Genomic DNA, 23,337 nt, shown 5'->3' on the forward strand with positions numbered 1-23,337 from the left:
GGGGGCCGGGGGCGGAGGAGCAACGTTTTGGGGCGCTTCGATGCGCGGCGGGCGCGGGCGCGGGGGCGCGGGATGCGCGGGGAGCAGTGCTGCCGAACGAAGTGCCGCAAAGCGGGGGGCCGGAGGCGGGGGAGCAACGTTTTGGGGCGCTTCGATGCGCGGCGGGAGGCGCGGGGCGGGGCGGTGGCGAACGAGGTGCCGCAAAGCGGGGGGTCGGGGGCGGGGGAGCAACGTTTTGGGGCGCTTCGATGCGCGGCGGGCGCGGGCGCGGGGGCGGTGGCGAACGAGGTGCCCCGAAGCGGGGGGTCGGGGGCGCGAGAGCAACGTTTTGGGGCACTTCGACGGGGTGGCGCACGCGGAGCGGGCGCGGGGCGCGGGGCGCGCGCGGGGCGCGCGCGGGGGGAGGCGCGGGTCAGGGCACGCGGGTCAGCGGCACCGAGACGATGCGGTCGTCGTCCGCGCCGGGCGAGCCTCGGCCGTCGGTGTTGCTCGTCACGAGCCAGAGGGTGCCGTCGGGCCCGGGCAGCACGTCGCGGATGCGGCCGAGCGACCGGTCGCCGGTGAACCGCTCGGTGGGCACCGCCGCCGAGGTCGCCGGCACCTGGATCTCGAACAGCCGCTCGCCGCCGAGCCCCGCCAGGAACAGCGTCGAGCCCACGGCCGTGAGACCGCTCGGGCTCGCGTCGTCGGTCGACCACTGCAGCACCGGGTTGAGGAAGTCGCCGTCGTCGCCGCGGCCCTCCACCTCGGGCCAACCGTAGTTCGAGCCCGGCGACAGCGAGTTCAGCTCGTCGTAGGTGTTCTGACCGAATTCGGCGGCCCACGGCGACCCGAAGGCGTCCCACGCGATGCCCTGCGGGTTGCGGTGCCCCAGCGTGTAGACCGGCGAGCCCGGCATCGGGTTGTCGGACGGCACGGCGCCGGTCGGCGAGAGGCGCAGCACCTTGCCGCCGAGCGAGTCGGGGTCCTGCGCGGCGGTCGGGTCGGAGGCGTCGCCGGTCGTGGCGTAGAGCATGCCGTCGGGGCCGAAGGCCAGGCGCCCGCCGTCGTGGTTCGACGCCTTGGGGATGCCGGTCAGCACCTCCTCGACGCCGCCCAGCCCGTACGAGCCGGCCGTGCCCGTGATGGGCGCGCGCACGATGCGGTTGTCGTCGGCGGTGGTCAGGTAGGCGTAGAGGTACGACGGGGCCCCGCCGAGCACCGCGAGACCGAGCAGCCCGCCCTCGCCCTCGTGCACGACGCCCTCGATCCGCGCCACGTCGCGCAGCTCGCCCGAGGCGGTGAGCTCGACCACGCGGCCGCTGTCGCGGAGGCTGACGAGCGCCGAGCCGCTGTCGAGTCGGACGACCGACCAGGGCGCCTCGAGTCCGGTGGCGACGTCGGTCGTCTCGGCGTCGTCGGCGATCGTGACCCCGTCGGTGCTCGTCGTGGCGGCCACCGGCGAGGGCCCGACGTCGGCCGGTCCGCTCGAACGCGCCGACGACGACGAGGCGTCGGAGAGCGCGGGCCCGGCGGTGGGCACCTCGCTCGTGCAGCCGGCCACGAGCAGGAGACCCGCGGTGAGGGCGAGACCTGTGGCGAGCACCCGCGGGCGGACGGCGCGGTGCCCCCGGGGGGTGGTCTTCCGCGCCTCGTGCATCACCCCATGAGACAGCATGGCGAGCACCCCGGAGGGCCCGATCGCTCCATCGTTAACGGACCGTGACGCGGGTGTCCGCACTCTGGAGGACACCGATCGGCGGCCTCGTCAGCGGGGGCCGAGCTCCGCCCGGAGCGGCCAGTCCTGACCCTCGAGGATCAGCTGAGCACCCGCCCCGGTCACCCGGTTGACGACGACGGGCGCCAGCAGGTTCACCGTCATCCCCGAGGAGGCGGGGGTCGCCACGACGAGGAGCATCGCGTCGTCCGCGTCGGTCAGCTCGAGCAGCGCCGTCTGCTCGTCGGTGATGACCGGCGAGTAGTCGGTCAGGTGCACCGACGCGTCGAGCACGAACAGCCGCACGTCGGCGGCGTCATCGGCGGCGTCGAGGACGTCGACGGCGCGGAGGGCGAAGAGTCCGACGGCGCCCTCGATCTCGTCGAGCACGAAGTCGACCTTCGGCTCGAGGCCGAACGGCGGGGCGACGAAGCGCACCGGGGTCCGCGTGATGCCGCTCATCGGAGGAAGTCCATCAGCGAGGTCTGGACGACCCGGGCGGTGACGGCGAGCGCCGCCTGGTAGCTGTTCTCCTGGAGCTTGAGTTCGAGCACGGCCTGCCCGAGGTCGAGGTCCTCGATGCCGGATCGCTGGGCCTCGAGTCCGACCTTGGTGTCCATCAGGGTGTCCTTGGCTCTCAATAGCTGAGCGTGGCTCGCTCCGACCGACGACTGTACGCCGCGGAGGTCGCCGACGCGAGTGTCGATCTCGGCGAGGTGAGCGCTGACGTTGACCCCGCCGCGGAGGTCGGTCACGATGTCGTCGATCAGGCGGAACACCGAGTCGTCGCCGGTGCCGAAGGCCGCCCGGCCGTCGGCGTCGACGCGGACGGTGGTCTCGGGGCCGACGCGACGCACGACGGTGCCGCCCTCGGACCCGGTGTGGGTGTAGTCGTCCGTCCAGGCGACGCCGGCGTCGGAGGTGCCGGCGAAGACGCTGCGGCCGTTGTAGCTGGTGTTGGCCGTGCCGAGCAGGTCCTTCTTCAGGCCCTCCAGCTCGATCGCGATCGCCTCGAGCGCGGCGGGCCCCGCGGCGCCGGTGTTGGCGCCCTGGAGGGTGAGCTGCCGCACCTTCGCCATGATCGAGTCGGCCGCCGAGAGGGCGCCGTCGGCGGTCGACAGCCAGCCGTCGCCGTCGTCGGCGTTGCGCGACTGCTGGGCGGCGGCCGCCTGCAGGTTCTTCACGCGCATGGCCTCGGCGGCACCGGTCGGGTCGTCGGAGGGCCTGCCGATCCTCTGCAGGCTCGACGCGCGGTCCTGGCTCTCGGCGACGCGGGTCTTGCTCGACATCAGGTGCTGCTGCGCTCGCAGGCTGCTCATCTGATCGGTCACTCGGCTGATCATCGTCCGTTACCTCCCGACCCGGCCCATGCCGTTGATGAGGGTGTCGAGCATCTCGTCGATGGCGGTCATGACGCGGGCGGCCCCCTGGTAGGCGTGCTGGTACGAGAGCAGGTTGACGTTCTCCTCGTCGAGGCTGACGCCTGCGCCCGAGAGCTGACGGTTCTTGGCCGAGCTCGCCGCGAGGTCGGTGAGCGCGGCCTGCTGCGACTCGCTCTTCGCGGTCGCACCGATCGTCGCGACGACGGCCGACCAGGTGCGGTCGGGCGAGCCGGCTCCGACGCCGATCTGGGCGACGGCGAGGGCGACCGTGTTGTCGTGCGCGCCTCCTGCGCCGTCGCCCGAGGCGATCGTGCCGGGCCCCGTCGGCAGCACCGTGAGGCTGCGGGCGGGCGAGCCGCCGGGCGTGAGGGCGAAGAAGTCGTGACCGTCCGTGCCGTCGGCGGTGAAGCCCGTCCGGTGCACGGCGTTGACCTGCGTCGCGAGCTGGGTGGCGAGGGCGTCGTACGAGGCGGCGGCCTCGGCCAGCGTGCCGCCGACGCCGCCCGCGGCGGGCTGCAGCAGCGAGACCGTGCCGGCGAGGCTGCCGCCGGTCAGCGGGATCGACCGGCCGGAGCGGTCGGCCCACTCGACGGCCACACCGGCCGTCGCCGTCGCCATGCTGTAACCGCCGGTGACGGCGACCGTGCGGGCCGAGGTGCCGCTGACCAGGGCGTCGCCGCCGATCAGCACCTCGACCGTGCCGTCGCCCACGTCTCGGACGGTGCCGCCGGCGATCGTCGCGATGCGCTCGGTGAGCAGCGATCGGGCGTCGATCAGCTCGTTCGAGCCGACTCCGAGCTGCGTGTTCGTGCGGATGCGGGCGTTGAGGTCGGCGACCTGCGAGGCGGCGGAGTTGAGCTCGGCGGCGAGTCCGTCGCTCTGCGTGCGCAACCCGCCCCACTGCTCGTCGACGGCACGGTGCCCGGCCGAGAGCGCGGCGGCCAGCGAGGTGGCCTGACCGATCAGCACGGCGGCGGGCCCGGCGTCGCCGGGGTTGTTGGCGACGTCGCCCCAGGCCGACCAGAACGCGTTCAGCTGACTCGAGATGCCGTTCGTCGAGGGCTCGCCGAGCGACGCCTCGAGGGTGGCGATCGCGGAGGCGCGGGTCGACTGGTACCCGGCGGTCGCGGCCGCGCTCCGCACCTGCCCGTCGACGACCTGGTTGCCGAGTCGGGCGATGGCGTCGATCGAGACGCCCTGACCGGCGACGACGCCGGCGCTGAAGATGCCGGCCCGGGCCGGCGACTCGATCGACGAGGTCGTGATGCGCTGACGGGTGTAGCCGTCGGTGTTGACGTTGGCGATGTTCTGACCGGTCACGTCGAGACCCGTGCGGGCCGCCACGAGACCGGTGTAGGCCGTGTTCAGGCCGCCGAAGGTGCTGCCCATGCTCAGAGGCTCCCGTCGAAGAGGTGCCCGCCGGAGGCGGTGGTCCCGCCCGGGGTGCCGACCCGGCGCCCGGCGGCGGTGGCGGCGGTCGAGCCGGTCGCGTCGTAGATGGCGCCCGCTGCGGCGGTCGCGTCGTCGGTCGTCGCGGCCAGGGTCTCCTGGGTGGCGCGGGCCGCGGCGCGGAGGAAGCGCTCGTTCTCGTCGCGCAGCTGCGCGATGCGGGCGGTGAGGTCGGTCATCGCCCGGAGGTGGGCGGTGAAGATCTCGCCCCAGGGGCCTGCGGGAGCCGCGGCGATGATGTCACGGAGGGGCGCCTCCTCGTCCGTCCCCCACTGCTGGGCGACGGAGGAGACCTCGACGCTGCGCTCCAGCCCGGCGGTCCGCAGCCGGTCGAGCACCTGCTCGACCTCGCGCGTGGCGTGATCGATCCAGCGGGTGCGACCGGCGGTCAGCAGCAGCTGCTCCTCCTCCAGCTTGAAGGTGAGCAGCTCGAGCAGCTCGCGTTCACGCCAGAGCAGCGCGGACAGTTCGTTCGCGCCCATGGGGTCTCCTCGGTCGGGTGTCGATGATCTCGGCGGGGGAGCGGTGACGTCCCCTACGAGGAGGACTATCGACGCCACCCCCGCCGCCGTTAGCGAGGCGCGCCAGACGGTCGACGGATCCGATCGCATAGCGGGTGGCCGGGGTCGACCGGAAGTCGCTCCGGCACCCCACTGCGGGGGAGGGGGTACGGGTGCTGTCCTCCACAGACGCGACACCTGTTCCCCCTGACTGGGGTCACACAGGCGCCCCGCAGGCTGAGTGGACGCCGATAGCGTTGCCGGTGCAGGGACGGTCGTCGACCAGCCCGACCGGTCACCCCGAAGACCGACCACGCACCCGCACGACCCCCGCACGACCCCCGCACGACCCCCGCACGACCCCGACACCCCGAAGCACGAACCCCCGTCTCGACGCGTCCGACACGCGTCTCGACCGCACCAGTCGCTTACCCGCAGCTCAGACCGTGCGTCTCGACATCAGCCCTGATCAGAGGGCTGTTCGTCGCGCCCGCGATCCACACCTGTCCTGACGGACCCTCTTGCTGGGAGCAAGCGATGAACCGCACCGAACGCAACGCCCTGGTGGTCGAGAACCTGCCGCTCGTCGGCTACCTCGTCTCCGAGGTCTGCGCCCGCGCCACGCACCTGTCGCGCGACGACCTCGCCGGCGTCGGCGCGATCGCGCTCGTGCAGGCGGCCGACGCCTTCGACCCGACCCTCGGGATCCCGTTCGGCGCCTACGCCCGCACCCGCATCGTCGGGGCCTTCGCCGACGACATGCGCTCGGGAGACTGGGCCAGCCGCGGCACCCGCAAGCGCATCAAGGAGACCCTGGCCACCCAGGAGGCGCTGACCGCGTCGCTGGGGAGGCGCCCGTCGGTCGACGAGCTCGCCTCGGCCCTCGGGGTCGACCGTCAGGCGGCGCAGTCCGCGCTGAGCGACGCCGGCCGCACGGTCTCGACCCTCGACGACACGATCGCCGACCACCTCTCGAGCGACCTGCCGCTGCCGGGCGACGACCTGCTCGTCGACGAGCGCAGCCGCTACCTGCGGGCCGCCGTCGAGGCCCTCCCCGAGCGCATGCGCCTGATCATCGAGGGCGTCTACTTCGGCGACCGCACCGTCACCGAGATCGCCGACGAGCTCGGCATCACCCACAGCGCCGTCTCGCAGCAGCGCACCGAGGCCGTCCGTCTGCTGCGCGACGGACTCGCCGCGCACTACGCCGACGACCCCGACGCCGGGTTCGAACCCGTGTCGAAGACCGCGCCCGCCCGGCGCAGCGCCTACCTGTCGCGCGTCGCGACGAACGCGGCCGTCGGCATCGCCCGCGCCCTGCGCGACCCCGAGCCCCAGGGCTTCAGCACGGCGGTCTGAACCGCCCCGAGAACTTTCGACGTCGCACTAACGCGCGTCGTGAGCCGGTCGACAGTAGCCGGTGTCAGCCCACGGATGGGCCGACGAACAACACCCAGTCACGGAGGAGAACACCATGGGTATGCAGATCAACACCAACCTCGCGGCCAACAACACCTACCGCAACCTCAACAGCACGCAGAACGACCTGTCGAAGAGCCTCGAGAAGCTCTCCAGCGGTCTTCGCATCAACCGTGCCGCTGACGACGCGGCGGGTCTCGCGATCTCCGAGGGCCTGCGCTCGCAGGTCGGCGGACTCACGGTGGCCGCACGCAACGCCCAGGACGGCATCTCGGTCGTGCAGACCGCGGAAGGCGGACTGACGGAGGTCCACTCGATCCTCCAGCGCGTCCGCGACCTCGCTGTTCAGGCCGGTAACGACTCGAACAACGCGGACGCCCGCACGGCCATCCAGACCGAGGTCACGGCCCTCGGCGAGGAACTGACCCGCATCGGCAACTCGACCAACTTCAACGGCATCGACCTGCTCAACAGCGCCGGCAGCCTGACGTTCCAGGTCGGCGCCGGTTCGGTCGCGGAGAACGACCAGATCTCGGTCAGCCTGACCGACATCACGGCCGTCGCCACGACCGTCGCGGGTCTGACCTTCGACTCGGCCGCCAACGCCCTCGCCTCGATCGCCGAGCTCGACACGCAGATCACCGCCGTGTCGTCGGCGCGTTCCGAGCTCGGTGCCGTGCAGAACCGCTTCGAGCACTCCATCGCGTCGACCAACGTCGCGAAGGAGAACCTCACGGCGGCTCAGTCGCGCATCCGCGACGTCGACATGGCCGAGGAGATGGTCAAGTACACGCGCTCGAACGTGCTCAGCCAGGCCGGCACCGCGATGCTGGCCCAGGCGAACCAGAGCACGCAGAGCGTCCTGTCGCTGCTCCGCTAGTCGGACCGGGGCCCGGCTCCGTGCTCCCAGCACGGGGCTGACGTCTCGACCCGCCTCGCTCGGAGACCGGGTGGCGAGGGGTCGCAGCTGATCCTGCGACCTCCTGCCACCCGGTCTCGACACGGTCACCGCGCCTCCTGCAGTCCCCTTGATCCGCACGCCCACCACCCCTCGACAGGAGCACCGCATGGCCTCGTTCGGCATCGACGGCCTCGTCAGCGGGCTGGACACGACGGCGCTCATCAACTCGTTGATGCAGTCCGAGGCCGTGCCCCAGACGATCCTCAAGAACAAGGCCACCACCGGGCAGACGCTCGTCGCGGCCCTGCAGGGGCTCAACACGAAGATCGCCGAGCTGGCGACGCTCGCCGCCGCGACCGCCAAGACCGGCTCGCTCTCGCTCTTCACGCCGACCAGCAGCTCGACCGCTGTGACCGCGAAGACCTCCGCCGGCGCCGTCTCGGGCTCGGTCGACCTCGTCGTCGGCGCCGTCGCGTCGTCCAAGACCGCGGTGACCGCGGCCATGACGGCCTGGCCCGACTCGCCCGCGACCCTCACCTTCGTCTCGGCGTCGGGAGCGGTGACCGAGGTGACCGCCGCCTCCTCGTCGCTCGACGACGTCGTCAAGGCCGTCAACGCGTCGGCCGCCGGCGTCTCGGCCGTGAAGGTCGCCTCGGGCACGGACGCCTCGGGCGCCGTGCAGTACCGACTGCAGCTCTCGAGCGAGAAGACCGGGGCCGAGGGCGGCTTCGAGGTGCACCGCGGCAGCGCCGCCGACGTCGCGGCGGGCACGGCGACCGACCTGATGACCGAACCCGGCGCGGCCGTGATCTCGCAGGCGCGCGACGCCTCGATCACGCTGTGGGCGGGGACGGCGGCCGAGCAGGTCGTCACCAGCAGCAGCAACACGTTCGCGGATGTGATCCCCGGCGTCTCGGTGACGGTGTCGGCCGTGACCACCGAGCCCGTGCACCTCTCGATCGCCCGTGACGCGACCGCCGCCACGAAGGTCGCCACCGACCTCGTCGCCGGGGTCAACGCCGCCCTGACGATCATCGCCGGCAAGAGCGCCGCGTCGACCTCGACCAGCGCGGCGGGCGTCACGACGGTCACCGCCGGCGTCTTCGGCGGCGACTCGACCACGCGGGGCATCACGCAGCGCCTGACCGATGCCGTCCTCAGCCCCGTCGACGGACAGTCGCCCAGCGCGATCGGCATCTCGATCGACGCGAAGACCGGGCAGTTCGCGGTCGACGCCGAGAAGTTCGCCGCCGCCCTCGCCGCCGACCCCGAGAGGGTGCAGGCGACGATGAGCGCCATCGCCGAGCGCGTCGCGTCGACGTCGACCGCCGTCTCGGACAAGTTCGACGGATCGCTCACGAAGGTCATCACCGGTCAGCAGTCGGTCGTCCGCGACCTGAACGACCGCGTCGGCATCTGGGACGACCGCCTCGCCGCGCGACGCGAGAACCTGCAGAAGACCTACTCCGCCCTCGAGGTCGCCCTCAGCGCCCTCACCGCCCAGCAGAGCTACATCACCAGCCAGCTCGCGGGCCTGTCGGCGAGCAGCAGCTGATGGACGCCACCTCGTTCGCGGCCTTCGCCGCCGCCTCGTCCGCCCCGACCGCCGTCGTGCAGAAGCAGCGCGCCCGATACACGGCCGAGGCCGTGCAGTCGGCGACGCCCGTTCAGCTCGTCACCATGCTCTACGACCGCCTGCTGCTCGACCTCTCTCGGGCCGAGGTCGCCCAGACGGCCGCCGACTGGGCCGCGGCCTCGGAGCAGCTGCTGCACGCCCAGGCGATCGTCGCCGAGCTGTCGTCGTCGCTCAGGATCGACGTGTGGGATGGCGGCGAGGGCCTGCTCGCCCTCTACACGTACTCGTCGACCGCCCTGGTCAACGCGAACATCCACCGCGACGTCGCCGTGACCCGCGAGGTGATCGCGCTGCTCGAACCGCTGCGCCAGACGTGGCACGAGGCCGCCGCGTCGCTGCAGGCCGAGGGGCGCGCGTCGGGCGCCGGGATGTCGGGTTCGGGTGTCGGCTGAGGGGGCTGTGCCGGCTGGCGGGATGGGAGATCACCCGCGGTGGTCGGCCGTGCTCGACGACCTCGAGCGCTGGCTGGACGACGCCGAGCGGACGCTGTCGGGGCCGGGGCCGTCGAGCGGGGTCGAGCAGCGGAGCGGGGTCGAGCCGGCCGGAGCCGCGTCGAGCCCGCACGCGCCCCCGCTGCCCTGGGCGCCGCCCACGGGGCTGGGGCCGATGCCGGCCGCTCTGTCGGACCGCGCCTCCTCGGTGCTCTCTCGCCAGTCGGTGCTCGTGGCCCGTCTCTTGGAGGCGCGTTCCGCGGTGCAGCAGCAGCTCGGCGCCGTCCGCCGGGTCGAGGCCTCGCACGAGCCCGGTCGGCCCGTGTACCTCGACGCCCTCGGCTGACGCCTCGCCGCACGGCGTGCGAGGGGCCGGCGTCCATGCCGCCACGTTCTCGACACGCCGCCACGCGATCCGGTGGCGGGGTGCGGAGTCGGTGGCGGCGTGCGCGGGGCAGGAGGCGCGGGTCAGCCCCAGGGGATGACGCCGACCACGATCGCCACGGCCAGCATCACGAGCGACACGATCGCCGCACGCCACAGCACCTTCTTGTGGTGGTCGCCGAGGTTCACGTTCGCGAGGCTGACGAGCAGCAGGATCGCTGGCACCAGCGGGCTCTGCAGGTGCACCGGCTGACCGACCACCGACGCCCGCGCCATCTCGACCGGGTCGATGCCGAACGCCGCGCCGCTCTGCGCCAGCACGGGCAGGATGCCGAAGTAGAAGGCGTCGTTGCTCATGAAGAAGGTGAGCGGCAGGCTCAGCACTCCGGTGATCACCGCGAGGTACGGGCCCATCGAGGTGGGGATCACGTCGACCAGCCACTGCGCCATCGCGTCGACCATGCCGGTGCCGTTCAGCACGCCGATCAGCACGCCGGCGGCGAAGACCATCGAGACGACTCCGACGATGCTCGGCGCGTGCGCCACGATCTCGGCCGACTGCTCCTTCACCCGGGGGAAGTTCGCCAGCAGCGCGATCGCCGTGCCGACCATGAACACGTAGGCGAGCGGGAACAGGTCGGCCACGAGCAGCACCATCACGGCGACGGTCAGCACGAGGTTGAACCAGATCATCTTCGGGCGGAGCGTCGGGCGGTCGGGGTCGAGCATCGTGTCGGCCAGGGTCGCTCCGCCGGGGGTGCCGTTCTCGTTGCCGCCGTAGGCCGCCGCGCCCGCGCCGGCGCCCGCGCCAGCGCCGGCGGGGTTGTCGACCGCGCGCTCGCCGGGTGCGTCGGCGCGGCTGCCGTCGGCCCGTCCGCCCCGCACTCCGAGGGCGACCGTCGGGCTGGTGAACATCGAGACGCCGACCCCGGGGATGCCGGTGCCGCCGCCGCGCGAGGCGGTCGCGAGCTCCTGCGAGAGCGGCGACATCGCAGCCGCCGCGGCCCCGAGGCGCGAGTCGCCGATCTCGAGTGTGCCGAGGCGGCGGCGCTCGCGCAGCCCCATCAGCCATGCGAAGACGAAGACCAGCACGAGGCCGGCGATCAGCGACGGCACGAGGGGCACGAAGATGTCGCTCGGCTGCACGCCGAGGGCCGCCGCCGCACGGACGGTCGGGCCGCCCCACGGCACGATGTTCAGAGTCCCGTTGGCGAGACCGGCGACGCAGGTCAGCACCACGGGGCTCATGCCGAGCTTGAGATAGATGGGCAGCATGGCCGCGGTCGTCACGATGAACGTGGTCGAGCCGTCGCCGTCGAGCGAGACCGCCCCGGCGAGCAGCGCCGTGCCGAGCACGACCTTCGCGGGGTCGTTGCCGGTCACCCGCAGGATGAGCCGCACCAGCGGATCGAACAGCCCGACGTCGATCATCAGACCGAAGTACATGATCGCGAACATCAGCAGTGCGGCCGTCGGGGCCAGATCGCCGATCGCCTCGATGACCATGTCGCCGATGCCGAGACCCGCGCCGGCGAAGAGCCCGAAGATGGTCGGCACCATGATCAGGGCCAGCATCGGCGACAGCTTCTTGGTCATGATCAGCGCCATGAAGGTCAGCACCATGAGGTAACCGAGTACGACGAGCATCCGAACTCCTTCGTCCGTGAGCGGCACCGTGGAGGAGCCGAGCGTGTCCGGGCACGCTAGCCGCGCCTCCTCGGTCGCGTCGCGCTTCTGCGCATTCGCCGACTATCGCGCGTTGGTCGTGTTCTGCGCGTTCTGCTCACGCGCGCGGGAGTGCGTCGCGGGGGTGGGGCGGGTTCGTGTCATCGGGGGCGGGTCAGCGCTGACCCGCCGCCGATGACGGGAACCCGCCGAACCCGCGGGCCGCAACGCGAGCGGCGTGGGCAGGGATCGCAGGAGGCGCGGGTCGCCCCGACCGCGCCCGGTACCCTGGCCGACGTGACCGACGACAGCTCACGCCCGCGCTCGCGGCCCGGCGCCCGCCTCCGCCTCCGCCCCCGCCGGTTCGCCACCGAGGTGCTGCTGCTGCAGCTCGCCGTCGTCACCGCCATCGTCGTCCTCACCAGCGCCGTGTTCGCCGCGATCGCCGTGCAGCGTCTGGCCCGCGAGGCCGAGTCGACGGCGCTCGCCGTGGCGCAGAGCGTCGCCTCCGACACCGATGTGCGGGCCGAGGTCGCGGCCCTCAGCGTCGACGGCACGCCGATCGACGAGGGCGCCCTCGCCGCGGGCGACCTGCAGCGCACGGCGGTCGCGGCCCAGCTGCGCACCGGAGCGCTCTTCGTCGTCATCACCGACGACCGCGGCGTCCGTCTGGCGCACCCCGACCCGACGCGCATCGGCGAGCGGGTCAGCACGAGCCCCGACGCGGCGCTCCGCGGGGAGGAGGTCGTCTCGTGGGAGCGCGGCACCCTCGGCGAGTCGGCCCGCGCCAAGGTGCCGATCGTCGCGCCCACCGCGGACGACCCGCGATCCGGTGCAGGAGGCGCGGGCTCGGCAGGCGGATCGGCCGACGTCCCGGGCGGGGCCGGCGCTCCGACCGGGTCAGGCGACGCCGGGTCCGCGCGCGTCGCCGACGCCGCCGACGTGGTGGGCGAGGTCAGCGTCGGCTATGCCCCCGCGCGCGTCTACGAGACGCTCGCGCGCGACAGCCTGCCCGTGATCGGCGTCGCCCTGCTCGCGCTGGCGATCGGCGTCGTCGCCTCCGTGCTCATCCGTCGGCGCCTCGACCGGCTGACCCTGGGGCTCCAGCCCGAGGAGCTCGCCGCCCTCGTGCAGAACCAGCAGGCCGTGCTCGGCGGTGTCGCCGAGGGAGTGCTCGCGGTCTCGCGCGACGGGGTGGTGACGGTCTGCAACGATCTGGCACCGCGCCTCCTCGGCCTGCCGCCCGACCCGGTGGTGGGCCGACGGGTCGACTCGCTCGAGCTGCCGGGCGTGCTCGTCGAGATGCTGGTCGGCACGTCGCCGGATGGCCGAGGAGGCGCGGGCCGGGCCCCGCAGACCGGCCCCGGCCCCGCCGACACCACGCTGGTCGTCGGGCCTCACGTGCTGCTCGTCGACGTGCGCGCGGTCTCGCACGACGGCGTCGACCTCGGACGCGTGGCGGTGCTGCGCGACCGGACCGACGTCGAGGCGCTGACCCGCCGCCTCGACGCGGTGGGCGCGATGACCACCGCTCTGCGCGCCCAGCGGCACGAGTTCGCCAACCGGCTGCACGCCGTGTCCGGGCTGCTCGAGCTCGGTCGCACCGAGCAGGCGCGCGGCTACCTCGCCGACGTGCTCGACCACGGTCCGCTGCGCTACCCGGTCGCCCACGCGGATCGGCTGACCGAGCCGTACCTGCAGGCGTTCTTGGGGGCGAAGGGGGTCGAGGCCGCCGAGCGCGGGGTGCTGCTGAAGCTCGGCCCCGAGACGCTCGTGTCGGGCACGGTCGTCGAGGCCGGCGACGTCACCACGGTGCTCGGCAACCTGGTCGACAACGCCGTGCGCGCCGCGGTCGCCGGCGACGTCAGCCCCGCGTGGATCGAGGTCGAGGTGCTCGACGACGGCACCGACCTGCACCTGTCGGTGATGGACTCGGGCCGCGGCGTCGCCGACGCGGACGCGCTGTTCGAGCGGGCGGCGGGCGGTGCGAGCGGCGCCGAGGCCGGTGGCGGGGCAGCGGCGCTCCCGCCCGACGGTGCGGTCGACCCGGACGACCCCTCGCGCGTGCACGGGCTCGGCTTCGGTCTGCCGCTCTCGCGCGACATCGCCCGGCGGCGCGGCGGCGACGTCTGGCTCGGCTCGCCCGGCGGAGACGGCCACGGTGCCGTGTTCTGCGCGCGTCTGGCCGACGCCGTCCAGCCGCCCGCGCCTCCTGAGAGGATCGACCCGTGACCACCCCCGACCTGACCGTGCTCGTCGTCGACGACGACTTCTACGTGGCCGAGCTGCACCGGCGGCAGGTCGACGAGGTGCCGGGGTTCCGCGCGCTGGCACCCGTCGGAACGGTCGCCGAGATGCGCCGCGTGCTCGCCGAGACCCCGGTCGACCTGCTGCTGCTCGACGTGCACCTGCCCGACGGGAGCGGCCTCGACCTGCTGCGCGAGGTCGACGTCGACGCGTTCGTGCTCAGCGCGGCCTCCGACGGGGAGACGGTGCGGCGCGCGCTGCGGCGCGGGGTCGTCGGCTACCTGATCAAGCCGTTCGGTTCGGGCGTGCTCGCCGACCGGCTGCGGGCCTATCAGCGCTATCGCAACGTGCTCGACGACCGCGGGAGCGTCGACCAGGAGGCCCTCGAGCGCGCACTCCGCATCCTGCACTCGGGCGACGCGGCGAAGGCGGCGTCGCCGTCGCGCTCGGCGACGGAGCAGTCGGTGCTCGAGCAGTTCGCGGTGCCGGGTGCGGGTGCGGGTGCCGGTGGGGGTGGGGGTGCGGGTGCTGGTGGGGGTGCTGCGGGCGCCGGTGCCGGTGCCGGTGCGGGTTCCGGTGCGGGTGCGGGCGCCGGTGGGGGCGCGGACGGAGAGCTCTCCGCCGCCGACGTCGCTGCTCGGGTCGGTGTGTCGAGGGCGACCGCGCAGCGGTACCTCGCCGCGCTCGCCGCCGACGGCCTCGTCACGATGAGGCTGAGCTACGGAGCGACCGGCCGCCCCGAGCACCGCTACTCCCGCGCCTGACGCGCGCCGCGCCTCCTCCGCTCGCCGGCTCGTCGAGGTGACGCAAACGGGGTGGTCGCGGCCTCGGAGGGGCCCGTTCGCGTCACCTCGATGCTGCTGCTGCGCGTCTGACGTGCGCCGCGCCTCCTCGGCTCGCCTCCGTCCCCCCCCCCGCTCGTCGAGGTGACGCAAAGGGGGTGGTCGCGGCCTCGGAGGGGCCCGCTTGCGTCACTTCGATGGTGCTGCTCCGCGTCTGACGCTCGCCGCGCCTCCCCGGCTCGCCTCCCCCCTCCCCCGGCTCGTCGAAGTGACGCAAAGGGGGTGGCCGCGAGCTCGGAGGGGCCCGCTTGCGTCACTTCGATGCTGCTGCTGCGCGTCTGAGGTGCGCCGCGCCTCCCCGGCTCGCCCCCCCGCTCGTCGAGGTGACGCAAAGGGGGTGGTCGCGCCCCCGAAGGGGCCCGTTCGCGTCACTTCGACGCACCCCCCCCCAGTACGGGGTGGGGGCTTACGGCGCAGCTCCGGACGTCGATAGAGCGACGTGAGCACGGATCGCTCGCCCACCCGGCCACGGATCGGCCCCCGCCCGACGCACGCAGCAGCACGCACGCAGCACGCAGCACGCAGCACGCAACACGCAGCAGCACGCAGCACGCAGCACACAGCACGCAGCAGCAGCAGCAGCACGCAGCACGCAGCACGCACGCAGCAGCAGCACGCACAGGGCACCTCGAACCTCCCCGGGACGGCCATGCCACTCGAATCCGTGACGCAAGCGGCGCTGCAGAGCGCCCTCGACGGTCTGTCGCTGCGCCAGAAGTCGATCGCGAACAACATCGCCAACGTGAACACGCCCGGCTACCAGGCCAAGCGCGTGCAGTTCGAGGAGGCGCTGGGCCGGTCGGTCGCGGAGGGCGGCGGGGCGGTCCAGGCGACCACGGCCCGCTCGCTCGAGCCGACGCGCACCGACGGCAGCAACGTGAACCTCGACACCGAGACGCTGTCGAACGTCGACACCGTGCTGCGGTACCAGTTCGCGACGCAGGCGATGAACTCCGAGCTGACGGCCGTGCGCGCCGCGTTCAGGACGAGCTGATGACCGCCTTCGACGCGATCGGCATCGCGAGCACCGGCCTGACCGTGCACCGCAAGTGGCTCGACGCCGTCTCGGACAACATCGCCAACGCGAACACGGTCAAGTCGATGGACGACACCGCGTTCCAGGCCCGCTACATCGAGGTGCAGGAGGGCGACGGCACCTCGGGCGTCTTCGTCAGAGCCGACCGCTATGGCAGCGAGGCCGGGCGCGTCACGTACTCGCCCGACCACCCGCTCGCCGACGCCGAGGGCTACGTGCGCATGCCCGACATCGACCTCGGCGCCCAGATGGGCGACCTCATCATGGCGCAGCGCGGCTACCAGGCCAACGCCGCTGTCGTCGACCGTGCCAAGACGGCCTACGAGGCCGCACTCCAGATCGGACGTGGCTGATGCCCCTCTCGGCGATCCAGGCTCTCGGAGCCGTCCAACCGTCCGGCTACGCCGACGCCGCCTCGCTGCTGCAGGGGGCCGGTGGCGCGTCGGGTGCCGCGGGCGCTCTCGACGCGACCGGACGAGGAGGCGCGACCAGCGCCTCCGGGGCGACCTTCGGCGCGTCGATGGCCGGTGCCGTCGAGGGCCTCCAGCAGATGCAGGGTGAGGCCAAGACCCTCGCCGTGAAGGCCGTGACCGGCGATCTGACCGACATCCACGATGCGACCATCGCGGCGACCCGCGCCCAGGTCACCCTCGAGCTCGTCAGCGCCGTCCGCAACAAGGGCGTCGACGCCTTCAACGAGATCATGAGGATGCAGGCCTGATGCCCACCGCCGTCAAGAACTCGCTCGACCGGATGCGCGCGACCCTCGCGGGCTTCTCGATCGCGCAGAAGACCATCGCGGTCATCCTGCTCGCCGCCCTCGTGCTCGGCGTCGTCGCGCTGTCCGCGTGGCTGTCGAAGCCGACCTACACGCCGCTGTTCAGCGGCGTCGACCCGGCCGACGCGAGCGCCATCGTCGAGCAGCTGCAGGCCGACGGGGTGCCGTACGAGCTGACCGCCGGCGGCAACACGATCCTCGTGCCCGAGGAGCACGTCTACCAGGAGCGCCTCACCGCCGCGGCCGCCGGACTGCCCTCGACCGCCGGCACCGGCGGCTACACGCTGCTCGACACGATGGGCGTGACATCGTCGGAGTTCCAGCAGGACGTCACCTACAAGCGCGCCATCGAGGGCGAGCTCGCCAACACCATCAAGGCGATGGAGGGCGTGAAGAACGCGACCGTGCAGCTCGCCATCCCCGAGGAGACCGTGTTCGTCGCCGAGCAGCGCGACCCCACGGCGTCGGTGTTCGTCGAGACGCAGGCGGGGGTCTCGCTCACCACGAAGCAGGTGCAGGCGATCGTCAACCTGACCAGCGCCTCCGTCGAGGGCATGACCCCGACCGGCGTGGCCGTCACCGACTCGACAGGCACGGTGCTCTCCGAGGTCGGCACCGGGGCGACGGGAGGAGGCGCGGGCGAGGCCGGCGAGTACGAGACGAAGGTGCAGACGGCCGTGCAGACCATGCTCGACAAGGTCGTCGGCGTCGGCAACTCGTCGGTCGTGGTCGCCGCTCAGCTGGACCAGAACTCGGGCACGCGCGTCACCGAGTCGTTCACCGAGCCCGAGAGCGGACCCCTCGCGCTGAACGAGTCGAGCACCACCGAGCAGTACGGCCCGGACGGCGCCGGCACCGGCACCACCGGGGTGCTCGGCCCCGACAACATCGCCGTGCCCGCGGGCGGCGACGGCGAGGCCGCGACGGCCGACGGCGCCGCGGGCGACGGGTACGTCAACGAGTCGGCGACGAAGAACAACGCGGTCGACAAGGTCACCGAGACGATGAGCGTGCCGTCGGGCACGGTGGCCCGCCAGACGGTGTCCGTCGCGCTGAACGCGACGGCCGCGCAGGGCGTCAACATGCAGAGCATCCGCGACCTGGTCGACAGCGCGGCCGGGATCGACGGCGCCCGCGGCGACACCGTCGACGTGGCCATGGTCGACTTCGACACCTCGGCCGCCGCCGCCGCGCAGGAGGCGCTCGCCGCCGCCGACGCCGCCGCCGCGACGGAGGCGATGTGGTCGACGATCCGCACCGCGAGCATCGTCGGGTTCGTCGCGCTCGCGGCCATCGTCGCGCTCATCGTCTTCGCCCGTCGGAGCCGCCGTCAGGCCCGGGAGGACGTCGACCTCGGCGAGCTCGCGTCCGCGAACGCAGCCCAGACCTGGGATGCGACCATGCGTCTCGACCTGGACGCCGCCTCCGGACGCTCCATGCTCGGCGCAGACGACACGGCGACGCAGATGCTGCCCACGGTCGACGCCCCCGAGCCGTCGCCAGAGGTGCTGTCGGCCGAGCGCCGCCGCGCCGAGGTGGACGCGCTCGCCGAACGCGACCCGGCCAAGACGGCCGAGCTGCTGCGCGGCCTGATGGACCAGCGGAGCGGACTGTGACCGACCTCGTCGTGCCCTTCGCCGCCACCCCGCAGGCGCCGACCGCCCTGACGGGGCCGCAGAAGGTCGCCGTCATCCTGATGCAGATGGAGCAGAGCCGCGCCGCGACCGTCATGCAGCAGTTCAGCGAGGACGAGGCGGCGGAGATCACGACGGAGATCGTGCGGATGCGCCGGGTCGACGCCGCCGTCGCCGAGTCGACCGTGGCCGAGTTCCACGAGCTGAGCGTGTCGGGTCAGCACCAGCCGCGCGGCGGACACGACGTCGCGATCGGTCTGCTCGAGGCATCGTTCGGGTCGGAGCGCGCGGCCGGCGTCATGGAGCGGCTCGCGTCGAACATGGCCCGCAAGACGTTCGAGTTCCTCGACGAGGCCGACCCCGGTCAGGTCGTCGCTCTGCTCGACGGCGAACTGCCGCAGACCATCGCCCTCGTGCTCGCGCATGTGCGTCCGCCCCAGGCGTCCGCCGTGCTCGCCGGGCTCGACCTCGACGTCCGAGCCGACGTCGCCCAGGCGATCGCCACCATGGGCACCGCCACGCCCGAGGCCGTCGGGATCGTCGCGGCGACGCTCAAGATCCGGGCCGGGGCCGTCGTGGCTCCGCGCGACCAGATCGAGGTCGTCGGCGGCATCCAGCCCCTCGTCGAGATCATCAACCGCAGCGACAGCGCGACCGAGCGGGCGCTGCTCGACGGTCTCGACGCCCGCGACCCCGAGCTGGCCGAGGAGGTCAGGTCGCGGATGCTCACCTTCGAGGACATCGTCCGACTCGAGACGCGCGACATCCAGCAGGTGCTGCGCGGCATCGACGCGGCCGTGCTCGCCCTGGCGATGAAGGGCGCGCCGTCGGCCGTGACCGAGGTCATCCGCGGCAACGTGTCGGCCCGCAACGCCGAGCTGCTCGACGACGAGCTGGCCTCGCTCGGACCGGTGCGCCGGTCGCAGGTCGAGGAGGCGCGGGCCGAGGTCGTCCGCGCCATCCGCGAACTCGAGGCGCTCGGCTCGATCACCGTGCACCGCGCTGACGACGACGCCCTGGTCGAGTAGCCCGGCCACCCACCGCGGCCCCCCTTCGGGGCAGCTCCTAACGCCGGCCCGCCCCCGGTCGAGAGTCGCAGCTGAGCACGGATCGCTCACCTCACCCCGGCCACGGATCGGCCGTCGTCCTCGAACGCCGAACGGCCCGTGATGCTCGATCCCGTGATGAACCCCCCGGCCTCCGCGCCGGGCTCCGTCGCGCGTGTCGTGTATCCGACCATCGCCGGACCGGGGTCCGACCGCGCCGCCGCCCGCGACGCCGACGACGTGCGCGCCGAGGCCCGGGGCCACGCCGCCGGGTACGCCGCGGGTCTCCGCGCCGCCGAGCTCGAACTCGCCGCGCGCCGTGCCGCCCTCGAGGCCGAGCACGCCGAGCTGCACGAGCGGCTCATGGCGCACGGCATCGCCGCGGCGGACATCCTGGTCACGGCAGCGAGGGCGCTGGACGCCCGCGTGGTCCAGTCGGTCTCCGACGCCGAGGAGGTGCTGGTCGCCACCGCATTCGACCTCGCGGAGGCGGTGGTCGGCTACGAACTCCGCGCCTCCGAGCCCTCGGCGGACGCGCCCGCGGCGGACGCGCCCGCGGCGGACGCGCCCGCGGCGGACGACCCGTCGGCGGACGAGCCGTCGGTGGACGAGCCCGCGACCCCCGGAGACCCCGATCCCCGCGCCGGACGCACCGCCCGGGCCGCCGTCGCGCGCGCCCTCGCCGGAGCGGACGGGAGCGTCGTGACCACCCTGCGGCTGCACCCTCTCGATCTGGCGCTCCTAAACGAGTCGACCCGTGCCTCCTCGGCTCCGGGGGTCGTCTTCGCCGCGGATCCGTCGCTCGGACGGGGCGACGCCGAGGCCGATCTGCCGGTCGGGCTGATCGACGCCCGTCTCGACACGGCGCTCGCCCGCGCGCGACAGGCCCTGCTGGGCGCGCCCGCGGACACCCCGCCGTCCACGACCGGAGCGACCTCGTGACCGCGCCGACCGCCCTGGCGCCCGCCCCCGTCGCCCGCGTCGCACCCGCACCCGCCCGCGTCGCCCCCGCACCCGCCCGCGTCGCCCAGGCCCGCGTCGCGCAGACCCGCATCGCGGCCGCCCGCGCCGCCGCCCGCCCGCAGCGCGTCGGCCGGGTCAGCACCGCCGTCGGTCTCGGCATCACGATCGTCGGTCTCGACGCCGCGGTCGGCGACGTCGTCAGCGTCGGTGACGCGACCGACGGTTCGAACCTCGCCGAGGTCGTCGCGACGACTCCCGACGGCGTCCGCTGCATGCCGCTCGGCAGGCTCGCCGGGATCACCTCGGGCACGTCGGCGCGGTCGACCGGGCGCCCGCTGCTCGTCCCGACCGGTGCGGGGCTGTTCGGCCGCGTGCTCGACGGCCTCGGTCGTCCGATCGACGGCAGGGGTCCGCTGGTCGGCCCGGGCGGCGGCCCCGTCGATCTCGTGCCGCTCGACCACGCGACCCCCTCCGCGATGCACCGGGCGCGCATCGATACGCCGCTGCAGCTCGGCGTCCGCGTGCTCGACACCCTGACGACCGTGGGCCGAGGTCAGCGCGTGGGGCTGTTCGCCGGGTCGGGCGTCGGCAAGTCGTCGCTGCTGTCGATGATCGCGCGCGGCTCCGACGCCGAGGTCAGCGTGATCGCCCTCGTCGGCGAGCGCGGCAGGGAGGTGCGCGAGTTCCTCGAGGACGACCTCGGCCCCGAGGGTCTCGCCCGCTCGATCGTCGTCGTCTCGACCAGCGACGAGCCCGCCCTCATGCGTCTGCGCGCGGCCTTCGTGGCGACGCGGATCGCCGAGTCGTTCCGTGACGCGGGCTCCGACGTGATGCTGATGATGGACTCGCTGACGCGCGTCGCCATGGCGCAGCGCGAGATCGGCCTGTCGGTGGGCGAGCCCCCGGCGACGCGCGGCTACCCGCCGTCGACGTTCTCGGTGCTCGCGGGGCTGCTCGAGCGCGCCGGCACCGATCGGGTCGGCTCGGTGACGGGCATGTACACGGTGCTGGTCGACGGCGACGACCACAACGAGCCGATCGCCGACGCGGCCCGCAGCATCCTCGACGGCCATGTCGTGCTCGACCGGAAGCTGGCCGTGACCGGGCACTTCCCGTCGGTCGACGCGCTCGGCTCGGTGTCGCGCGTGGCGTCGAAGGTGACGAGTCCGCCGCAGCGCGCCGCCGCGACGGTGCTGCGCAAGGTGATGGCCGCGCGTCGGGCCGCTCAGGATCTGCTCGACGTCGGCGCCTATCAGCGCGGGGCGAACCCGCTGGTCGATGCGGCCGTCGACAACCAGTCGGCCATCGACGCGTTCCTGCAGCAGGGCATGGACGAGCGGTCGACGTCGGCCGACTCGTGGAACCGCCTCGCGCAGCTGACCTCCCGGCTCGGGGGTGCCTGATGGCGCGCGTCTTCTCGCTGATCGGGCTGCTCCGACTGCGTCATGCCCAGCAGGGTCAGGCGGCGGCGACGTTGGCCGATGCGAATGAGCGGCTGCGCGAGGCGTCCGATCGTCGCATGGCGGCGCGTCGCACCCTCGACGACGGCCCGGTCGAGGTCTCCGACGCCGCGATGCTCAGTGCGATCGCGGCCTCGCGGGCGTCGACGCGGGGGATGCTCTCCGAGCTCGACGCCGTCGCCGAGCGTCGTCGTGCTGAGGCCGACGAGGCGCAGCGGGCCTTCAACGAGGCGCGCCGTGCCGCCCTGGCGCTCGAGAAGCTCGAGGCGCAGCACGCCGCGACGACCGCCGCCGACGATCTCCGGGCCGAGCAGACCGTGCTCGACGAGATCGCATCGCAGAGCCGAGGAGGCGCGACATGAGTCCCGTGAGCGAGGTCCTGTCCCGGATCGACGACATCAGATCGCAGCTGGAGCAGGTCCGTGCGGGCCGTGCGGGTCTGATCGACGCGACCGGCGCCTCCGGGTCGTCGGCCGATCGGGCCGCGTCGGCGTCGGCGTTCGCGTCGGCGCTGTCGGCGACCGGTTCGACGCTCGGCTCCGCGGGGTCGGCTGCGGCGGCTGCGGCCGCCCTCGGTCTGACCGGTGCGGGTGCGGCGGGTCCGTCGGCGACGGGTGCCGGGGCGGCTGGGGCGACCACCACCTCCGTCGATGCCGTGAAGGGAGCCGTCGCGTCGGGCAGCGGGGCCTCCGGGGCCGATGTGGTCTCGGGTGCCGAGAAGTACCTCGGGGTGCCGTACGTCTTCGGGGGAGAGGACCGCAGCGGGATGGACTGCTCGGGCCTCGTGCAGACCGTGTTCAAGGAGCTCGGTGTCGCGATGCCGCGCGTCGTGCCCGACCAGGCGCGGATGGGTGCGGAGGTCGGCTCGCTCGCCGATGCGCGGCCGGGCGACCTGCTCGTGGCGAAGGGCGAGGGGCACATCGTGATCTACGTCGGGGACGGCAAGGTGCTGCACGCGCCTCGCCCCGGCAAGGACGTCCAGATCGTCGACAACTGGTACAGCGACGCCGACCTGTCGACGATCCGTCGCGTCGTCCCGGCGACCGGGGCGGCGGGTGCGGTGTCGGCCGGAGCCGCGGGGGTCGGTGCGGCGGGGTTCGGTGCACCGGCGTTCGCCGGTACCGACATGACGACCGCGGCGCTGCAGCAGCTCATGCGGGCGGGGGTCGGCTCGTGAGCGGTCTGCGCACCCTGCCGTTCGTGGCGGCACCCGTCGATGGTGCGGCGTCGAGTCGTGGGCGCGCCGGAGTCTCCGCCTCGGGCCGGGCGACCGACGTCGTGTTCGGAGCGGCGATGCTCTCGGCCGGTGCTGCGGGTGCCGCCGGAGCTGCCGGTGCCTCGTCATCCGACGCGCCCTCCGCCGGAACGACCCGAGGAGGCGCGACCCCCGACCGCCCGGACGTCGCCACCCCAGCCGCCCCGGCTCCCGACCGCGCCGCGGTCTCGACGGCTGCCCCGGTGTCCGGAGCCTCCGAGCCGGGAGCAACCTCGACATCGGCTATTACGCATGGGGTCGTAATAGCCGATTCCGCCGACACGGCGCCCGCCGACGTGGCGCCCTCCGACGTGGCGCCCGCGGCAGCTCTGGCAGCTGCCCTCGCGTCCGCGCCCCCTGTGCCCCCCGTACCCGGAGCATCCTCGACATCGGCTATCACGCAAGAAGGCGTAGGAGCTCTTCGCACCAGCGCCGCCCCCGCCGCTCACCCGGCAACTGCGGGCATGTCCGCGGCGTCGGCTCCGGTTGCATCCCCCTCTTCGGCTATTACGCATGCAGGCGTAACAGCTGATCCGACCGTCATCCCTGCTCCAAGAGCGAACGCCGCGGTCGCCGCCGCCCTGCCCGCATTCCCCGCCTCGCCCGCATCCCT

Annotated in this window: 22 protein-coding genes; 16 read left to right on the forward strand and 6 right to left on the reverse strand. The window is 73.4% G+C overall.

The window, feature by feature from the left end; genetic code table 11:
- Nucleotides 1-412: 412 nt before the first annotated feature.
- The 5 genes from IFT51_RS10175 to IFT51_RS10195 form a co-directional block, all read right to left on the reverse strand.
- Complete coding sequence (locus IFT51_RS10175; protein WP_243215986.1) at nt 413-1,657, reverse strand: sorbosone dehydrogenase family protein; 1,245 nt, start codon at nt 1,655-1,657, stop codon at nt 413-415.
- A gap of 90 nt (nt 1,658-1,747) precedes the next feature.
- Nucleotides 1,748-2,158 carry a flagellar assembly protein FliW gene (locus IFT51_RS10180; RefSeq protein WP_192060986.1) on the reverse strand — a complete coding sequence of 137 codons (411 nt, stop codon included), beginning with the start codon at nt 2,156-2,158 and terminating at the stop codon, nt 1,748-1,750.
- Nucleotides 2,155-3,027: a flagellin gene (locus tag IFT51_RS10185; protein ID WP_371740754.1), complete on the reverse strand. Its 873-nt coding sequence runs from the start codon at nt 3,025-3,027 to the stop codon at nt 2,155-2,157. Before IFT51_RS10185 ends, IFT51_RS10180 begins: the two co-directional genes overlap by 4 nt.
- A gap of 18 nt (nt 3,028-3,045) precedes the next feature.
- Entirely contained in the window at nt 3,046-4,467 is a 1,422-nt protein-coding gene (gene flgK / locus IFT51_RS10190; RefSeq protein WP_192060988.1) for a flagellar hook-associated protein FlgK, read from the reverse strand.
- Nucleotides 4,468-4,469: 2 nt separating this feature from the next.
- A complete protein-coding gene (locus IFT51_RS10195) occupies nt 4,470-5,009 on the reverse strand; it encodes a flagellar protein FlgN (RefSeq protein WP_192060989.1) in 540 nt (179 codons plus the stop codon).
- Between the two features lie 555 nt (nt 5,010-5,564).
- On the opposite strand from IFT51_RS10195, the gene IFT51_RS10200 reads away from it, so the two are divergent.
- The 5 genes from IFT51_RS10200 to IFT51_RS10220 all read left to right on the forward strand — a co-directional run bounded on the left by IFT51_RS10200 (nt 5,565) and on the right by IFT51_RS10220 (nt 9,760).
- On the forward strand, nt 5,565-6,386 hold the full coding sequence (locus tag IFT51_RS10200) for a sigma-70 family RNA polymerase sigma factor (RefSeq protein WP_192060990.1): 822 nt from the start codon (nt 5,565-5,567) through the stop codon (nt 6,384-6,386).
- 115 nt (nt 6,387-6,501) lie between these two features.
- Nucleotides 6,502-7,326: a flagellin gene (locus IFT51_RS10205; RefSeq protein ID WP_192060991.1), complete on the forward strand. Its 825-nt coding sequence runs from the start codon at nt 6,502-6,504 to the stop codon at nt 7,324-7,326.
- A gap of 187 nt (nt 7,327-7,513) precedes the next feature.
- Entirely contained in the window at nt 7,514-8,902 is a 1,389-nt protein-coding gene (fliD, locus tag IFT51_RS10210) for a flagellar filament capping protein FliD (protein WP_192060992.1), read from the forward strand.
- Nucleotides 8,902-9,375 (forward strand): flagellar export chaperone FliS, encoded by a 474-nt coding sequence (gene fliS, locus IFT51_RS10215; RefSeq protein ID WP_192060993.1) that lies wholly within the window; start codon nt 8,902-8,904, stop codon nt 9,373-9,375. The genes fliD and fliS overlap by 1 nt, the downstream gene beginning before the upstream one ends.
- Nucleotides 9,376-9,397: 22 nt before the next feature.
- The gene (locus IFT51_RS10220; RefSeq protein WP_192060994.1) at nt 9,398-9,760 is read left to right on the forward strand and encodes a hypothetical protein; all 363 of its coding nucleotides are present in this window, start codon (nt 9,398-9,400) and stop codon (nt 9,758-9,760) included.
- A 122-nt stretch (nt 9,761-9,882) separates the two neighbouring features.
- On the opposite strand, the gene IFT51_RS10225 is transcribed toward IFT51_RS10220, so the two are convergent.
- On the reverse strand, nt 9,883-11,445 hold the full coding sequence (locus tag IFT51_RS10225; RefSeq protein ID WP_192060995.1) for a CitMHS family transporter: 1,563 nt from the start codon (nt 11,443-11,445) through the stop codon (nt 9,883-9,885).
- 315 nt (nt 11,446-11,760) lie between these two features.
- Between IFT51_RS10225 and IFT51_RS10230 the strand changes: the two genes are divergently transcribed.
- The 11 genes from IFT51_RS10230 to IFT51_RS10280 all read left to right on the forward strand — a co-directional run bounded on the left by IFT51_RS10230 (nt 11,761) and on the right by IFT51_RS10280 (nt 22,646).
- The gene (locus IFT51_RS10230) at nt 11,761-13,695 is read left to right on the forward strand and encodes an ATP-binding protein (RefSeq protein ID WP_371740755.1); all 1,935 of its coding nucleotides are present in this window, start codon (nt 11,761-11,763) and stop codon (nt 13,693-13,695) included.
- Nucleotides 13,692-14,474, forward strand: a complete 783-nt coding sequence (locus IFT51_RS15155) for a response regulator (RefSeq protein ID WP_371740756.1) — start codon at nt 13,692-13,694, stop codon at nt 14,472-14,474. The genes IFT51_RS10230 and IFT51_RS15155 overlap by 4 nt, the downstream gene beginning before the upstream one ends.
- 727 nt (nt 14,475-15,201) lie before the next feature.
- A complete protein-coding gene (locus IFT51_RS10240) occupies nt 15,202-15,546 on the forward strand; it encodes a flagellar basal body protein (protein WP_192060997.1) in 345 nt (114 codons plus the stop codon).
- Nucleotides 15,546-15,941 (forward strand): flagellar basal body rod protein FlgC, encoded by a 396-nt coding sequence (locus tag IFT51_RS10245; RefSeq protein WP_192060998.1) that lies wholly within the window; start codon nt 15,546-15,548, stop codon nt 15,939-15,941. Before IFT51_RS10240 ends, IFT51_RS10245 begins: the two co-directional genes overlap by 1 nt.
- Nucleotides 15,941-16,309: a flagellar hook-basal body complex protein FliE gene (gene fliE, locus IFT51_RS10250; protein WP_192060999.1), complete on the forward strand. Its 369-nt coding sequence runs from the start codon at nt 15,941-15,943 to the stop codon at nt 16,307-16,309. The genes IFT51_RS10245 and fliE overlap by 1 nt, the downstream gene beginning before the upstream one ends.
- Nucleotides 16,309-17,982 (forward strand): flagellar basal-body MS-ring/collar protein FliF, encoded by a 1,674-nt coding sequence (fliF, locus tag IFT51_RS10255; RefSeq protein WP_192061000.1) that lies wholly within the window; start codon nt 16,309-16,311, stop codon nt 17,980-17,982. The genes fliE and fliF overlap by 1 nt, the downstream gene beginning before the upstream one ends.
- Entirely contained in the window at nt 17,979-19,028 is a 1,050-nt protein-coding gene (gene fliG / locus IFT51_RS10260) for a flagellar motor switch protein FliG (protein WP_320479775.1), read from the forward strand. The genes fliF and fliG overlap by 4 nt, the downstream gene beginning before the upstream one ends.
- Nucleotides 19,029-19,181: 153 nt before the next feature.
- A complete protein-coding gene (locus IFT51_RS10265; protein ID WP_192061001.1) occupies nt 19,182-19,988 on the forward strand; it encodes a hypothetical protein in 807 nt (268 codons plus the stop codon).
- A 110-nt stretch (nt 19,989-20,098) separates the two neighbouring features.
- Nucleotides 20,099-21,412: a FliI/YscN family ATPase gene (locus tag IFT51_RS10270; protein WP_371740762.1), complete on the forward strand. Its 1,314-nt coding sequence runs from the start codon at nt 20,099-20,101 to the stop codon at nt 21,410-21,412.
- Nucleotides 21,412-21,831 carry a hypothetical protein gene (locus IFT51_RS10275; RefSeq protein ID WP_192061002.1) on the forward strand — a complete coding sequence of 140 codons (420 nt, stop codon included), beginning with the start codon at nt 21,412-21,414 and terminating at the stop codon, nt 21,829-21,831. The genes IFT51_RS10270 and IFT51_RS10275 overlap by 1 nt, the downstream gene beginning before the upstream one ends.
- Nucleotides 21,828-22,646, forward strand: coding sequence for a C40 family peptidase (locus IFT51_RS10280; RefSeq protein ID WP_192061003.1), 819 nt, complete (start codon nt 21,828-21,830; stop codon nt 22,644-22,646). Before IFT51_RS10275 ends, IFT51_RS10280 begins: the two co-directional genes overlap by 4 nt.
- Nucleotides 22,647-23,337: the final 691 nt, after the last annotated feature.

Source organism: Frigoribacterium sp. CFBP 13712 (assembly GCF_014842255.1).
Classification (GTDB): Bacteria; Actinomycetota; Actinomycetes; order Actinomycetales; family Microbacteriaceae; genus Frigoribacterium.

Excerpts from the sequence above, each read along its gene's own strand:
- IFT51_RS10180 (WP_192060986.1), bottom strand. The coding sequence starts at position 2,158 with ATGAGCGGCATCACGCGGACCCCGGTGCGCTTCGTCGCCCCGCCGTTC.
- fliD (WP_192060992.1), top strand. The coding sequence starts at position 7,514 with ATGGCCTCGTTCGGCATCGACGGCCTCGTCAGCGGGCTGGACACGACG.
- fliS (WP_192060993.1), top strand. The coding sequence starts at position 8,902 with ATGGACGCCACCTCGTTCGCGGCCTTCGCCGCCGCCTCGTCCGCCCCG.
- flgK (WP_192060988.1), bottom strand. The coding sequence starts at position 4,467 with ATGGGCAGCACCTTCGGCGGCCTGAACACGGCCTACACCGGTCTCGTG.
- fliF (WP_192061000.1), top strand. The coding sequence starts at position 16,309 with ATGCCCACCGCCGTCAAGAACTCGCTCGACCGGATGCGCGCGACCCTC.
- IFT51_RS10275 (WP_192061002.1), top strand. The coding sequence starts at position 21,412 with ATGGCGCGCGTCTTCTCGCTGATCGGGCTGCTCCGACTGCGTCATGCC.
- IFT51_RS10220 (WP_192060994.1), top strand. The coding sequence starts at position 9,398 with ATGGGAGATCACCCGCGGTGGTCGGCCGTGCTCGACGACCTCGAGCGC.
- IFT51_RS10280 (WP_192061003.1), top strand. The coding sequence starts at position 21,828 with ATGAGTCCCGTGAGCGAGGTCCTGTCCCGGATCGACGACATCAGATCG.
- IFT51_RS10195 (WP_192060989.1), bottom strand. The coding sequence starts at position 5,009 with ATGGGCGCGAACGAACTGTCCGCGCTGCTCTGGCGTGAACGCGAGCTG.
- fliE (WP_192060999.1), top strand. The coding sequence starts at position 15,941 with ATGCCCCTCTCGGCGATCCAGGCTCTCGGAGCCGTCCAACCGTCCGGC.
- IFT51_RS10175 (WP_243215986.1), bottom strand. The coding sequence starts at position 1,657 with ATGCTGTCTCATGGGGTGATGCACGAGGCGCGGAAGACCACCCCCCGG.
- IFT51_RS10205 (WP_192060991.1), top strand. The coding sequence starts at position 6,502 with ATGGGTATGCAGATCAACACCAACCTCGCGGCCAACAACACCTACCGC.
- IFT51_RS10240 (WP_192060997.1), top strand. The coding sequence starts at position 15,202 with ATGCCACTCGAATCCGTGACGCAAGCGGCGCTGCAGAGCGCCCTCGAC.
- IFT51_RS10200 (WP_192060990.1), top strand. The coding sequence starts at position 5,565 with ATGAACCGCACCGAACGCAACGCCCTGGTGGTCGAGAACCTGCCGCTC.
- IFT51_RS10245 (WP_192060998.1), top strand. The coding sequence starts at position 15,546 with ATGACCGCCTTCGACGCGATCGGCATCGCGAGCACCGGCCTGACCGTG.
- IFT51_RS10225 (WP_192060995.1), bottom strand. The coding sequence starts at position 11,445 with ATGCTCGTCGTACTCGGTTACCTCATGGTGCTGACCTTCATGGCGCTG.